We start from the raw sequence: 13,757 nt of genomic DNA, 5'->3' as shown, positions 1-13,757 counted from the left end.
ACATATTATGATTACTTCCCAATCAGACCTCAAGTTTTGTCTGTCACCTCAGAGGGGTTAAAGGGGCATTTCATCCGTGTTATCGACAAAACGGCTTACCCGCGCTGCGCTGGTAAGCCGTCAAAACAGGCAGCTGCGCTTATTAAAGCGTAAAATGATAGGCCTTATCACCAATGTTAATTTGATACTTATTGTGCTCCCCAGCTTGGTTTAGGGTCGCCGCAATGGCTGGTTTTTCACCAGAGAAAGGGGCAATGACCGTTAACCAGGCTAATTCTGTCTCGGTCTTTTGCTGAACAATCTGCCATGCCGGTCTTGGCTGCTTTTTAGTTTGCTGATAGGAAATATAGCCCTCAGCTTGCTGTAATTGCGGGTTCTCTGCCTGCAGCGCAAAGGTTTGCACGGTCACATTGGTGCCATCGGCAAACTCGGTGGTTACCGCAAGTGCGGGTTTATCGATTGCTACCGCAGAGGGAACCAATTGAAAATTGAGTTGCACTTGCCCTTGGGCAGTGCCTATTGCCTGATCATAAATCACCACATATTGATCATCTAACAAAGTCATTGAACGACGATGGGTTAACTGCGGATAACTTTGATTTTCCACCACCACAGACAAACCATAGTCTGCCACTACTGACTTGATATGGCTGGGCTTGCGGGCAGCATTTTCGCCATTTAGGGTTAAGGTTTGATGGGAACTGGTTTTTCTAAACCATTCCCTTTGCTTGATCATCTGGGGATCTTTGCTGCCATAGATAAATGACCCAGAATCATTCATAAACTCGCGGCCAAGGGCCCGCAAAGTAAAAGTCATGTTATCTGGTTGATCATGCCACCAACCTTCACCTGCACCGTTTTTTAGCACCACCACAGTATCATCGTTATCAAAGCCCTGTCGCAGGGCATAAAACCCACTTTCTGGATAACTGAATAATTTTTGGGCAGGTGGCCGCCCCTGTTTGCCTTTACTGGCATAAAAGGCAAAAGCGGGCTCTTCAGGAAATAACTGAGCAGCCTTGGCAAAGGTTCTTCGATAATAGCCTGCTTGTTTCCAACCATCTCCAAACTGAGGGTAGGAAAGATCGGGCATGACCATGGCTAACGGATACTGATACATTTTCTTCAAGTGACTCAGGTAGTCTTTAGGTAATGCCTGTTGATAGCCTAATTTTGTTACCAGTTCTAAAAACTGAGTGTAAAGTCTCAAATACATGGTGTGATAGCTAAAGACCAACTCCTTATTCATGCCATCGCTATAACTTTCAGAGAACATCATTTCAGGTATTCGTGTTATGCCGTCTTGGCGCCATTGTGCAGCGTGCTTAAATTCATCAAACAGCGCCCCAACCTGAAAAACTTCCATCAATTCCCCCACCAGGTGATTGCCCCTTTTGGCATAAACTGACCGAACATGTTCGCTTTGGTGATGGATGCTCTCTAGCAGTTCGACCAACAGAGTTTCATTAAATTCAGGCCACTTAAGCAAAGGTCCAATCCCTAAGGTAATGCCTTGTAAACGATAATAGGTTTCCATTCCTCGACGGACCCGTTTTGGTGCATTATTGGCGATTGGCAGGTTAGCCGCTTTATAGGAAAGGATCTGATAAGCCCATTCAAAGGCGTAATCTTCATTGGCGGTGGATTTAAATAACTTTGCTAAAGGCTTTAGCGCAAACTGACGATTGTATTGGTAGCCCCACTCTAAAGCAGTAATTTCTTTCCCTTGAAAAAAACCTGGCCCGTGCCAGTCAATTTCAATGCCTCTAAAAGTGGTCGGGTAGCTTTTCTTATTACCTAACAGGTAATGGCTCAGAGCATCATCGGCGATGTTACGGTCAAATGCAGAGATCCTATCATCAAGCTGGGTGACAAATTGCTTATCTTGATAATGCCTAAGTAATGCGGTTAAGGCGGCTTGGAAGTTTTCAGCATCGACCAAGGCTTTTACCCCATGCAAGCGAGGCTGAGTTAAATCTATTTTGCTCAAAATTGCTTGGGCTCTTTCGCTAGAAACTGGCTGTTTAAGCACTTGCAACACATAATCTTTTGCAAATGCCTTACTCGGCGCAAGCGCCTGTTGTTTTGAAAGAGGATTTTGTAATTGCTCTAGCGCCTTAACGGGCAGACTCACTGCCACCGCTAAAAATGCAAAGTAAAGCCAGTTTGTTAACATGCCAACGTCCCTACTAATGAATAAAAAAGTTAACTTTTCAATTTATAACAATAAAGTAAAGGCAATTATGGTTATTAGTTCACATGCAAACATCTTCGCACTACAATAGAAGCAACTTAATATATTTCCTCACCGCAACGGTGGGTTATGCAATGGAGTGCTGTATGTCTAGCGTAAACTTTCATAGCAATAACGGCTTAGAGTTTTTAGCCATCAACAATGAATATTGTGAAGCTGAAATCTATCTTCATGGTGCCCATGTCACTAAATATGCCCCCAAAGGACACGATAACCTGCTATGGATGTCGCCATCGGCACAGTTTCAATCGGATAAGGCCATTCGTGGTGGGATCCCAATCTGTTGGCCATGGTTTGGGCCCGCTGCTGAACCAAGCTTGCCGCAACACGGTTTTGCACGCACCAATAGTTGGACCATAAAAGCCATTGAAGAGTCCGCTCAAGCGGTGGTGGTCAAACTATTTTTAGATGAGTCGATTGTTCAAGCCAACCATTGGCCAACGGGTCACAAGGTGGAATTACACTTTAGTTTTGGTAAGCAATTAAAGGTGGAGATCATCAACTTTAACGACAGCCAACAAACGATCGAAATCAGCCAAGCACTGCACACTTACTTTGATATTGAAGATATTAGCCAAACCCACATTGAAGGTTTAGCCAACACGTCTTATGTAGAATTCGCCCAAGAACATACCCAAGCCACTAGGTTAATGACCATCGATCAAGAGGTAGATAGGGTCTATTACCCAAGCTTACAAAGCCAAATCATAAACAGCCCTAAAGCGAAATTAAAAATGACCCGTTACCAATCAAACAGTTGTGTACTGTGGAACCCTTGGGCTGAGAAAGCCAAGGCCATGGCTGACTTTGATGATTTAGGTTATTTACAAATGCTGTGCCTAGAATCAGGTAACATTGGCAAAGACGCCATTAGCTTAGCGCCAGGCCAAAGCCACCAACATGGCTTCAGCCTCGAAGTAATCTAAAGCCTAAGGCACCGACACGCCCGTAGAGGCTTCCAGCAAGTAATACCATTGGCGTTTAGTCAATGGGATTTCTGCAGCGCCTAAGGCCTCATCTACTCGTTCAATTTTACCGGTTCCTAATACCGGTAAAATCGCCTGAGGCAAGGCGTAAATCCACGCTAAAGCGATTTGCGGGACTGTCGCGTCATGGGCTTTTGCCACCGCCATTAATGCCTGTGCTAAACGGGCATTGGCATTAAATAACCGCCCCCCTGCAAAAGGTGACCAAGCCATGGTCACCATATCATTTTGATAATGCACTAATTCACGATTCAATACCGATTTTGGCTCGACCACTGACAGTTCAATTTGGTTGGTTTGCAAAGGAATGTGCTTCTTAAGCTCGGCCACATCGACAGGATCAAAGTTAGACACCCCAAAGGTTTTTACTTTACCCTGCTGTTGAAGACTCAGCATCGCCTCGGCGATTTCATCGTGCTGCATCAAATAGTCTGGGCGATGCACCAATAATAAATCTAAATGATCACTATTAAGGCTGGTAAGTGAGCGCTCTACTTGGGAAATGATATAAGCTTTAGAGTTGTCATAGGCCGCCGCTTGGGTAAACAACTGCTCAGAACTTGGCAAGGTCACCCCACATTTTGACACTAATACCATTTGCTCTCGCAATGAGGGGGCTTGTTTAAGCATGGTTCCAAACTGGGCTTCGGCCTGACCTGCACCATAGATATCAGCATGATCCATCACCGTGATCCCGCGTGCTAACAGGGCTTCAGTGTAGCTTTGTAATTGCTTGGTTGACATGTGCCAATCACAAAGTCGCCAAAATCCTGCGGCAACTTTGCCAGATAGTATATTTTTCATTATGCTTATCATTAGCTTATTAAAGATATGTGCAGAATAACAAGAACACCGATTTAATCAAAACGTTTGTTAAGGAAGGTCAATTTGTTAGCCACTGAGCCCCCCCCAGCGCCGCTTCATAAAGCACAGAACTATTATGAAATGGATGTCAGTCACAGCCATTTAGAGCTGACACTAAAAGCCATGCACGCCCATGACAAATACGCCATGCTGGACCTTTATCACACCCTTTCTGAACGCACTCTGTATATGCGATTTTTTCAAGTGATCGCCGAGCCCAGCATTGATGAGTTACATGAATTTACTGACATTGATTATCAAAAAACCTTCGCGATTTCTGTGTTTCATGGGGCTTCAAACCAGTTGGTCGCCGCCGGCAGGTTAGTCAAGCTAGGGGACACCAGTGACACCGCTGAACTGTCGTGTATTGTGTCTGATGACTTCCAAAAACAAGGGATTGGGGCAGTCTTAGTAAAACATTTACTGTTAATGGGCAAGCAAGTCGGCATCAAAACGGTGGTCGCCATGATCCAAGGAACCAACCGTGCCATGGTCAAGTTACTTAAACGCAGTGGTTACCCATGCCAAATTGAATTTTCAGGGGGAGAGTTCGAAGTCGTGGTTAATCTTGATAACGAGTTTACCAGCGAAAATTAAGCAGCGCAGCCCGTTGCCGAGCCGCGCTTGTATTTATTAATGCTTTTGCGCTTTAGCCGCTACGGCATCAATGACGCTTGTGACTAAAGCAGAAGCACCGCCGGCAAATTTCTTGGCCAAATTTTGTTTAAGCTTGTATTCAACTTTGTACACTTGACCATTTTGCGCCAACTCAAACAACACATCATCACTGGTTTTGATGGCATCAATTAAGCCCAATTCTATGGCTTGTTGGCCGTACCAATGTTCACCTGTGGCCACTTTTTCGATATCAAGTGCTGGTCGGTATTTACCCACATATTCTTTAAATAACACATGGGTTTCTTCAAGTTCTTGCTGGAACTTTTCACGGCCTTCATCGGTGTTCTCACCAAACACGGTCAACGTGCGCTTAAAATCACCGGCGGTATGTTGTTCATAATCAATATCGTGCTTTTTCAATAATCGATTAAAGTTCGGTAGCTGGGCTACCACGCCGATAGAGCCAATAATGGCAAAAGGCGCACTGTAAATTTTATCCGCCACACAAGCCATCATATAGCCGCCACTGGCTGCCACTTTATCAACACAAACCGTCAGTGTTAAGCCTGCTTGCTTAATACGGTCAAGCTGACTGGCTGCCAACCCATAACCGTGGACCATGCCACCGCCGCTTTCAATGCTCACCAACACTTCATCGCCGGCTTCGGCAATCGCCAACACCGCGGTCACTTCACGACGTAACGACTCCACTTCTTTAGCATCAATACTGCCCTTAAACTTAAGGTAAAAGGTTTTGGCAAGCGCCTCTTGGTCTTGATCTTTTTCTTGTTTTTCAGACTTTTTTTGCTGTTTTTTAAGCTGTTTTAACTGCTTCTTATCTAATAGCTGTTCTTTTAAACTGTCAACTAAGCTCTTAAAGTTATCGCTAATATCGGTCAGGATTAACTCACCTTTTTCAGACTTAGGTTTATGGCTAATCGCCACCATAGCGGTTAACACCAAAATAACAGCAACCACTAAAGTTACGGCTTTGGCTAAAAACAAGCCATATTCAAATAAAAATTCCAAGTGATCCTCCACCCTCAAAAAAACAAATAGTAACTGATAAACCGCAAATAAAAAAGCTGGCCTAAGCCAGCTTTTGGTTCAAATTAAATCAGCGTTACTCTGCGCCAGCAACCACTTGCGTGACTTCCACTGGCAACACCGTACCTTGGCTTGCCGCAAAAGTGATCACTTGGTTTTGCATTTCTAAAAACGCAATGGTCGATAAGGCAGGATCAGACACCCCATCAACGGGGTTAGGATCAAGCAATGAACTGTGGTGACCTTTGCTAAAGCGCACCACCCCAGAAGCGGGCGTTGCCATCTTAGTTTCAGTAATGCTCTCTAGGCCCATGGCCGCAATTAACGCTTCAGTACCCGCGGTCGGCGAGAAAGAAACCGTATTAGGCAATACTTGGTCTGGCAAGTTAGCGTTCCCATCACCGACAATTTCAATCATGTGTACTGGATTACCGGTTTGCGCCAATAATTGACCGGCAGCAAGGGGATCCGAGCTATCAACGATGGTTTGACCGGCAAAAGCAAAGGCCGAAAGCACATCAGGTAAGGCTGCTTGTGCTTGTTCAACAATAGCCATATAGCCATCAGAACCGACCTCATAGTTTTCAGTATTTAAATCACTGACCACTGAAGCTAGTACCGCTTCTTGCACCGTCGGGGCAAACGTCGGCGACTCAAGTAACATGCTGATACTGCCAGCTGTTGGCGCCACCAAAGACGATGCCGTTAATTTATACGGATTATCCATAACCGCACCAGTAGCAGGGTCAACTAAACCAGAAGAAGCATAAGCCGATACTCCAGTACCCACCATTGCCCCTAATGATAAGCCAACTAAGCTGACATTATTGGCATCAAAGGTTGGTGACATCATCGCCATCGCCTGACCTTGAGAAAGTACCGAAATACCCAACCTTAAGGCAAGGTGATCCAAAATCGACTGACGGGCATTGCCCCTAACCGTTAAGAAGCTTTCAAGGTTCATAAATACGGTTGCTGAGGCATTGTCATGCTTGCCGTCACCCGCCAAAGATTCAGACGCGGACAGATCAAACACACCATCACCATCAAAATCAATGGCACGGTCACCATGCAGCGGCATATCGATTGAAACCGTGGCGATACCCGCAGCACTGTAGCTTGGGGCAATCGCTAGCGTCATTTCTTTAAAGCCCGCTAAACCATGCAAGCTCATGGCCACTGGCCAACCTGTTGCCGGCTTAACCACATCCGTATCAATCACACCCATTTGCTTAAGCGCTGCCATTTTGGCTTCGTTCGGCAGGGTGATAAATACTGGGATTTGGTTATGCGGATGCTTAACCAATGGGATGGGATTATAACGAGTCAAGTGGCGAGCACTGTCGAGTGGCGCTTGAATAGGGTTCCCTGCCCCATCAACACCGACAGTGATTGAAAAGTTTTTACCCGCAATTAAGGCTGGGTTTTGCAGTGCGGCTAAACCATCCACCCCCTGGGCTTCGGCTTGAGCTAAAAACTCTGGCGTGGGTAATACACCAGCAAGTACCGCACCGAGAACACTGATTGGACTATCACCGGCTGCTTTCCAACTTGAATGCACAGCTGGGCAACCTTCTACCAAAGCACAGTTCTCCAGAGTAGGTAAATCCAACAAGTAAGGGGCGCTCAGCATGCTGACATACACATCAGTGGCATCAGCCAGATAATACAGCTTATCTTCAACAGGGTTGCCAGACAGACTCATGCCAGCAGCCATCGCTGCGGTGACTTGAATTGACATCCCAGGCGCCACTTCCATCATATAAGGTTGTGGTGGCGCAAGTGCCACATCAAACGCCCCGGCTTCAGGGTTTAGTGTATCCGCCGCCATCAATAACTTAGTCGTTTCCATCACATTATGGGTCGACTGAGTGGTAAAAATGGCTGAGTAGATAATACCTTGAGCATCAACACCATGGGCCGCAGCCACGCCTTTTTCATAACTATTGACCAATGCTTGCAGCATGATTTGTTCTGGCAACGCGAGGGGCTGAGTGTCAATATCTAACTTAAGGCTGGTATAAGTTGCTGAAGGGGCAATCGACTGACCGCTACTGTCTTTTAAGGCATCGGTGATGACCACCACATAAGACGTCGCCGCTTTATAGGCTTTCAGGGGTAAAATTGCAAAACTATCCGTACCGGTAGCCTGGGCGACAAAATCAACCCCAAAGGTTAATTCATCACCTATCTTACACGCCGAAACACTGGCCGCTTCGGTACATTCTGGATCGCTCGACAATGGCCCACCCACAGCGGCTTCAAACACCCGCACTGCGGCTGGCGTTACCGAATTAGGGTCTAAACTCATCACATTGCCATCGGCATCTTTGGCAAGATCTAAATCAATCACCATTGGCTGCGTCGTTGACCAACCATCTAGGGCACCAATTGCGGTTTGAGGATCTTTGTAATCTGGGCGCCAAGTGAGTGGACTTTGCCCCTCGGGCAATGTTTCACCAGGCATTTGTAATGTGCCGTCAGTGGTTCCACTAAACAGCAAATCATTTGGGACCGCTAATAAAGCGTTTGCTGGATCAAATACGATTTTAGAAGTCGGGATTAAAACCTGGCCTTCATCCTTGGCAACTTGGCGTAACTCTTCGATACTCTCTTCAGAGCAAGCAGTTAACCCTAAGGCTGAGGTCAAAGCGATACCAATCATCAATTTTTTCATCGGTTCACCTAAATTTCCTATAGTTATTTTTGTCTTCCTCAGCAGAATTAGTCACAATAGGCACCTGACGGTCTGTTGACCTTTAATGTTTAGTTTATGTGCAATTTATAAGCAGAAAAAGCGCGAGCCACTCAAATTTCACCGGAGTTAACCTAGGTAAAATAACAGTAGCGCCGCGAGCTTGCTTTTAAAGCGCATCCTAAGGACAGCGTTTGTTAATCATGGCAAACCAAATGGTGTGCAACAACCACCCATGACTTGCTGCCGCTTACCCTGTTAACGAAGAGTAAGAAATAACAAACTGCTGCATAACTAAACCGCTAAAGCTCAACAGATCCTAAATACCAAAGTGGCCAAACCACTCTGCATTAACAAGAAGTTAACTTAATTTTTTAGAGATATCTACAAATTTAACTGGTTTTTATGGGATTTACACTTCCGAACCGTTATAACTTCAATAGCGACAAATGCTTAGGAGCATAAAATGACACAGGCAATCGCAAACGCCTATCAAGCTGCAACTGATGCCTTAGCAGGCAAAGTTATCCTAATTACTGGTGCTGGCGACGGCATTGGCAAAAGTTTAGCTCTAGCAAGTGCCAAAGCTGGTGCCCAAGTAATTCTTCTGGGTAAAACCACCAAAAAGCTTGAAGCCGTTTATGACCAAATTATGGCGAATGGCTCACCAGAGCCAGCCATTGTGCCCATGGATCTTAATGGTGCCACCGAAGAGCACTACCAAGGCTTAAGCGAAACCATTGAAGCCCAATACGGTAAACTGGATGCCGTGGTCAACAATGCGGGTCGACTTGGGGTATTAGGGCCATTTGCGCACACAGAAAAGAAAAGTTTTGATGAAGTCATGAAAGTGCATGTCAGCGCACCTTTGTTTTTAACAAAAGCATTACTGCCAGTGCTGCAAAAAGCAGACAATGCCTCGGTGATCTTTACCTCAAGCGGTGTGGGTAAAAAAGGCCGTGCCTTCTGGGGCCCTTATGCGATTGCCAAATTCGCCACCGAAGGCATGATGCAAACCATCGCCGATGAATTCGAAGGCAGCAGCATTCGCGTCAACGCCATCAACCCTGGCGCCACCAAAACGCGTATGCGTGCCCAAGCTTTCCCTGCCGAAGACACCAGCCTACTGAAAACCGCTGATGAAGTTCTGGCACCTTATTTATACTTATTAAGTGATGACTCAATTGGTTGCAACGGTAAATCAATTGATGCCCAACCTAAATAAGCACTCCTAAGCGTAATTAAGCACTAAGGCGCCGAACTTAGTGCTTAATTTTTTTTAATTTGCTACGCATAGCCGTCGCAACTAAGCTATGCTTTATTGTAAATTATTACTTGAAATTTAATGGCTTAATCTAAAAACATTAAACCGAATCACACGGCAGCTGTAACGCCCTTTTTCATTGGAAGAATCTATGCGCTTCAGTGTTCTAACCCTCGCAATTATCAGCAGTTTATCCCCGCAAGCGGTGGCTAACCCCAGCATCAAGCAAAGCTTTTCTCAAACTGGATTTAGCGGCAATTTACGCACTCCGAACGCCCATACCATCAACTATGGTGATATTAATTTTGCCATTAACTTTGAAAACAATGTCGATCATCAAGTCGGTTATGGTCGTGGCGCGCATAATAGCTTATTACTTGGGGTTGGCTTGTTGCCGGGGGTCGAGTTGCTTGCCCAAAACACCTTCAAACGATTTAATGGTGTTGGGACATATCATAGTGGCGCCGGCAGTGACTTAAGTTTTTCATTAAAACTCAGCAGCGTTGGCTGGTTTCCAGAGTCCCCTTGGCAAGTGGCCATCGGTCAGCAAGATTTTGGCGGTATTGCCAATCACCACGACAACACCTATGGTGTTGTCAGCTATGACTGGCAGGCCCTAAGGCTTAGCGCAGGTTACGGTCGCCAAAGTTCTTTTGACACGGTCGACCATGCCGGAGGCAATAACCAAATGGGCCCAGATTACCTTAACGGTGCCTTTGGCGGGGTGGAATGGCAGGCGTACGAGTGGTTAAACCTAAAGTCCGACTATGATGGCACCGGCTTTAATGCCGGACTCGTGCTAAGTGCACCAGCACAATGGCTGCCTAAGGGCTGGAATAGCCAGTTTATCCTGCAGGGTTATTCCAACTCAAACACCTTTAATCGTGACAATGCCTGGGTGGGGCTGCAGTTTGGTTTGCCACTAGGGGGCAGTAATGAATTGCCATTAACCACTCGCAAGCAGTACCCCAGCACCACCGTAAAACCACCCAGCCGCAACCAACAACTGGTGCAAACTAAAGACTACAGCCCAGCACCGAATGCAAACCAACCCCTGCCAACCCAAGTGGCGATCGTCAAAGATAAAGCAGCAGTAGCACCCACCACCTTGCAACAGCAACAACAGCAGATCGTCGCCGCGTTAGTCGAGCATGGCTTTGAAAATATTAAAATCAATCACAATAGTGAACGTTTAGAGCTCGCCTATGAAAACTTTATTTACTTGCATAATGAATTAGATGGCTTGCAACAGGTACTAAAAATAGTCAACAAGTATTACCACGGGGCTTACGACATTTATATGCTGAATAACCAAATACCGGTATTACTGGTAAGGGAGCAAATCAGCCACAATAATAGCCAAGCCCCCATAGCTACCCAATACATTAGCTATGACGTCAGCCACTACTATGATCAGGTGGCTTGGGGCGATGATTTTGAAAACTCAGGCACCTTTGTCCCCCGAGTCAACTTTTCCCCTGGCTTAATTACCTCGTTGGGCACCGAGTGGGGGGTATTTGATTATTCATTGTCTTTGCAAACGGCAATGAGCATTGATTTATGGAAAGGGGGCACGGTCGATGTCAGGCATAATTTACCCGTTGCCCAATCCGATGATGTCGGCCCTTTCCCATGGTACCCAGTCCCTGAACAAAAAAACCGCGTCAATCGCATCTTACTGCACCAGGCATGGGCACTGCCACAAAACATCTTCACCCAATTTAGTGGCGGCTTAGTGTACGGTGATTTTGTTGGCGTGTTTAACGAAACCCGCTGGCAGTCACCCCAAGGTCACCATAAATTCAGCTTTAGAGGTGGCCAGTTCCGCCACCAAGATACCGACTTCAAAGCCGAGCCTAAGTTATTTTATTACCGCTATTATCGACCAGAATTTGACTGGGCATTAGAACTTCACAGCGGTGAATATTGGTATGGCGATCGGGGTTACGGAGCTAAATCGATTCATTGGTTTGGCGATGTGGCAACCACCATTGAATACCATAAAACCGAAGACGCCAGCTATGCCGGCATGTATTTCTCATTTCCTATTAGCTTTGGCAAGAGTATGACCGCTAAACGGGGCTACCAAATTACTGGGGTGGATGAATGGCGCCATGGCTATTACACAGATATTAGCTCCCAAGGCAATTGGTTAGCACCGACTGCCAAAGCGGAGCCCTGGTTGCAACATAGCTTAACCAAGCGCTATTTTAACCGAGATCGAATGTCCGCAGCGTATATTGAAGCCCATTTAGACAGGCTTAATGATGACTAACGGCAGCAACCACCATATCGACCAGTAACGGCCACAGTTAGGGGAGTAAACTATTGGTTAATCCCCTAACTGCAATGGCTACTAATGCATTGGCAGTGTCTACTTTCCCATTTGTGAGTAACGGTTACTCGCGGCCTAATTTTTATCGTGAATAACAACGAATACAGCCGCGCCTGTTTGCCATAAAACAAACAAACCGACGACAGACACATCTGCAGTCGGCTATATTTGTCCAATATTAATGCTCGCGAACAATTACCCCCCCATGACTAAGCCAGTGGCTAACCTAAAGTTAAGGTCAGGCAATCCGCACCCTAGCAATTAATTGGTTGTTGCTGCTTGGGCAGGTAACACCCCCATGGCAACCAGCTCATCTTGAGTAAAGATTTCTCCTTTAAAACTGTACATCAGCGGGGCATTGCTGGCTGTGCCACTAGGCGCGGTCAGCTGCATAGGTTGATTAAACCTATCTAACCTCGTTTTTGGTTGGCCAGCTTGCCTTGGCGACTGTACGGCCTCGGCAGTGTTTTTTGCCACCACTGGGGGAGATTGCTCAGTAATTAACGGCGCGTTATTCACCTCAACATCGTTGTTGCTTACCATTGCTGCAATAGGCGGCGTAGCCGCTGGGGCGGCCATAATGGTGGCTGCTGGCTGGTCTATTTGTGCTTGGTTGAAATGCCCTAAGGCAAACACAATTCCACTTCCTAGAGCTAAACCTAAAATCAATTGTCCGTATTTCATTTGAGTTCCTTGTTCGTTGTCGTTCAGATTAAGCAACCGCTCAAAAACAATTTGAGCGGTTGCGCCCCTTATGGGTTGGCTTTGAACACCACATTATCGATTTGATAAACCGCACCATCTCCGCTGCCCCAATTCGGGAACACCAACACGAGATTAATCGCATCAAGTTGCAGCCCTTGTTCAGCAAGGCTGGATAAATCAAACGTGAACGTTTGCCACTGTGCACTCGGCTCTAAGCCTTCATTGCTAGCAGATAAAGGTAATTCAGCAAAGATTTCCTGTGTTGTTTCCACTTTTAATAAAAATTGACTATTTTGATCAAAGGGCTCAGCAATCACACGCAAATCAAACTGCAACACACCACTGCTTAATTCAGATAAATTTACCGCAGAATCCGCATAAAATCCTGAAACAGTCGGGTTAGCGTTTAACTCAAACTGGGCCACATTACCATGTTCATCGCCACTGTCGACAATATTGATTACTGCGCCACCACAGCAGTCCCACAACATAAAGTTTTGATCTTCTGCTTCATCAAATAACACCAGCTCACCAGTAACAGGCGCGAGCCATTGATTAGGATCAAACGGGAAGGCATCGTCGCTGTTATCGACGCCATCGTTGTCATGGTCTAAGTCGCTATCATCACTGATACCATCGCCGTCCCAATCAATGTCAAACGCTTGGTAGTAATTCACCCGCGCAGGAATGCTCATATAATATGGGCGCTGTTGTGGGGTTAATTGCCAATCCCAATCACTCGGTTGTAACTCCCACTCCAACACATACACTCTGTCACCCACCACTTGTAATGGCTGCCAGTAACGCTTGCGCCAAGCAATGCAAGAGTAGTCGCCATTGATGTCGGTCATGCTGGCATCGCAGTCTGAGTAGCTGATATTGTTGTAGCTGTCATAGTTGGCAACCAATTCGACCACACCATCAACTTGGTCTAGGTTCCAAACATCCCAGCCGCTTTGCCAGCCCGCTGGACCATAGGCATCAAAGTT

Annotated in this window: 9 protein-coding genes and 1 pseudogene; 4 read left to right on the top strand and 6 right to left on the bottom strand. The window is 46.2% G+C overall.

The annotated features are described in order from the left end of the window. Positions 1–142: 142 nt before the first annotated feature. Positions 143–2,176: an alginate lyase family protein gene (locus tag GFB48_RS15780; protein ID WP_163937999.1), complete on the bottom strand. Its 2,034-nt coding sequence runs from the start codon at positions 2,174–2,176 to the stop codon at positions 143–145. Positions 2,177–2,340: 164 nt separating this feature from the next. Here GFB48_RS15780 and GFB48_RS15775 point away from each other — a divergent pair, with 164 nt between their 5' ends. Then, a complete protein-coding gene (locus GFB48_RS15775; protein WP_163937996.1) occupies positions 2,341–3,180 on the top strand; it encodes a D-hexose-6-phosphate mutarotase in 840 nt (279 codons plus the stop codon). 3 nt (positions 3,181–3,183) lie between these two features. Here the strand turns inward: GFB48_RS15775 and GFB48_RS15770 are convergent, their stop codons facing one another. Next, positions 3,184–4,044, bottom strand: coding sequence for an aldo/keto reductase family oxidoreductase (locus GFB48_RS15770; protein WP_163937993.1), 861 nt, complete (start codon positions 4,042–4,044; stop codon positions 3,184–3,186). Between the two features lie 84 nt (positions 4,045–4,128). Here GFB48_RS15770 and GFB48_RS15765 point away from each other — a divergent pair, with 84 nt between their 5' ends. Beyond that, positions 4,129–4,701 carry a GNAT family N-acetyltransferase gene (locus GFB48_RS15765; protein ID WP_163937990.1) on the top strand — a complete coding sequence of 191 codons (573 nt, stop codon included), beginning with the start codon at positions 4,129–4,131 and terminating at the stop codon, positions 4,699–4,701. A gap of 36 nt (positions 4,702–4,737) precedes the next feature. Here the strand turns inward: GFB48_RS15765 and sohB are convergent, their stop codons facing one another. Together sohB and GFB48_RS15755 are read right to left on the bottom strand one after the other, a co-directional pair. Then, a complete protein-coding gene (gene sohB / locus GFB48_RS15760) occupies positions 4,738–5,751 on the bottom strand; it encodes a protease SohB (RefSeq protein ID WP_163937987.1) in 1,014 nt (337 codons plus the stop codon). Positions 5,752–5,845: 94 nt separating this feature from the next. Next, positions 5,846–8,446, bottom strand: coding sequence for a VolA/Pla-1 family phospholipase (locus tag GFB48_RS15755; RefSeq protein WP_163937985.1), 2,601 nt, complete (start codon positions 8,444–8,446; stop codon positions 5,846–5,848). Between the two features lie 484 nt (positions 8,447–8,930). Here GFB48_RS15755 and GFB48_RS15750 point away from each other — a divergent pair, with 484 nt between their 5' ends. Then, complete coding sequence (locus GFB48_RS15750) at positions 8,931–9,689, top strand: YciK family oxidoreductase (protein WP_163937982.1); 759 nt, start codon at positions 8,931–8,933, stop codon at positions 9,687–9,689. Between the two features lie 190 nt (positions 9,690–9,879). After that, complete coding sequence (locus GFB48_RS15745; RefSeq protein WP_163937979.1) at positions 9,880–12,003, top strand: YjbH domain-containing protein; 2,124 nt, start codon at positions 9,880–9,882, stop codon at positions 12,001–12,003. Between the two features lie 321 nt (positions 12,004–12,324). On the opposite strand, the gene GFB48_RS15740 is transcribed toward GFB48_RS15745, so the two are convergent. Both GFB48_RS15740 and GFB48_RS15735 read right to left on the bottom strand, forming a co-directional pair. Next, positions 12,325–12,747 carry a hypothetical protein gene (locus GFB48_RS15740; RefSeq protein WP_163937976.1) on the bottom strand — a complete coding sequence of 141 codons (423 nt, stop codon included), beginning with the start codon at positions 12,745–12,747 and terminating at the stop codon, positions 12,325–12,327. A gap of 68 nt (positions 12,748–12,815) precedes the next feature. Beyond that, positions 12,816–13,757 (bottom strand): annotated as a pseudogene (locus GFB48_RS15735) (hypothetical protein); the annotation flags it as partial.

This window comes from Paraferrimonas sp. SM1919, assembly GCF_010993985.1.
GTDB lineage: Bacteria > Pseudomonadota > Gammaproteobacteria > Enterobacterales > Shewanellaceae > SM1919.
This window is presented reverse-complemented; position numbering and strand designations above follow the sequence as displayed.

Coding starts and splice junctions, on each gene's coding strand:
- GFB48_RS15780 (WP_163937999.1), bottom strand. CDS start 2,176: ATGTTAACAAACTGGCTTTACTTTGCATTTTTAGCGGTGGCAGTGAGT.
- GFB48_RS15775 (WP_163937996.1), top strand. CDS start 2,341: ATGTCTAGCGTAAACTTTCATAGCAATAACGGCTTAGAGTTTTTAGCC.
- GFB48_RS15770 (WP_163937993.1), bottom strand. CDS start 4,044: ATGAAAAATATACTATCTGGCAAAGTTGCCGCAGGATTTTGGCGACTT.
- GFB48_RS15755 (WP_163937985.1), bottom strand. CDS start 8,446: ATGAAAAAATTGATGATTGGTATCGCTTTGACCTCAGCCTTAGGGTTA.
- GFB48_RS15750 (WP_163937982.1), top strand. CDS start 8,931: ATGACACAGGCAATCGCAAACGCCTATCAAGCTGCAACTGATGCCTTA.
- GFB48_RS15745 (WP_163937979.1), top strand. CDS start 9,880: ATGCGCTTCAGTGTTCTAACCCTCGCAATTATCAGCAGTTTATCCCCG.
- GFB48_RS15740 (WP_163937976.1), bottom strand. CDS start 12,747: ATGAAATACGGACAATTGATTTTAGGTTTAGCTCTAGGAAGTGGAATT.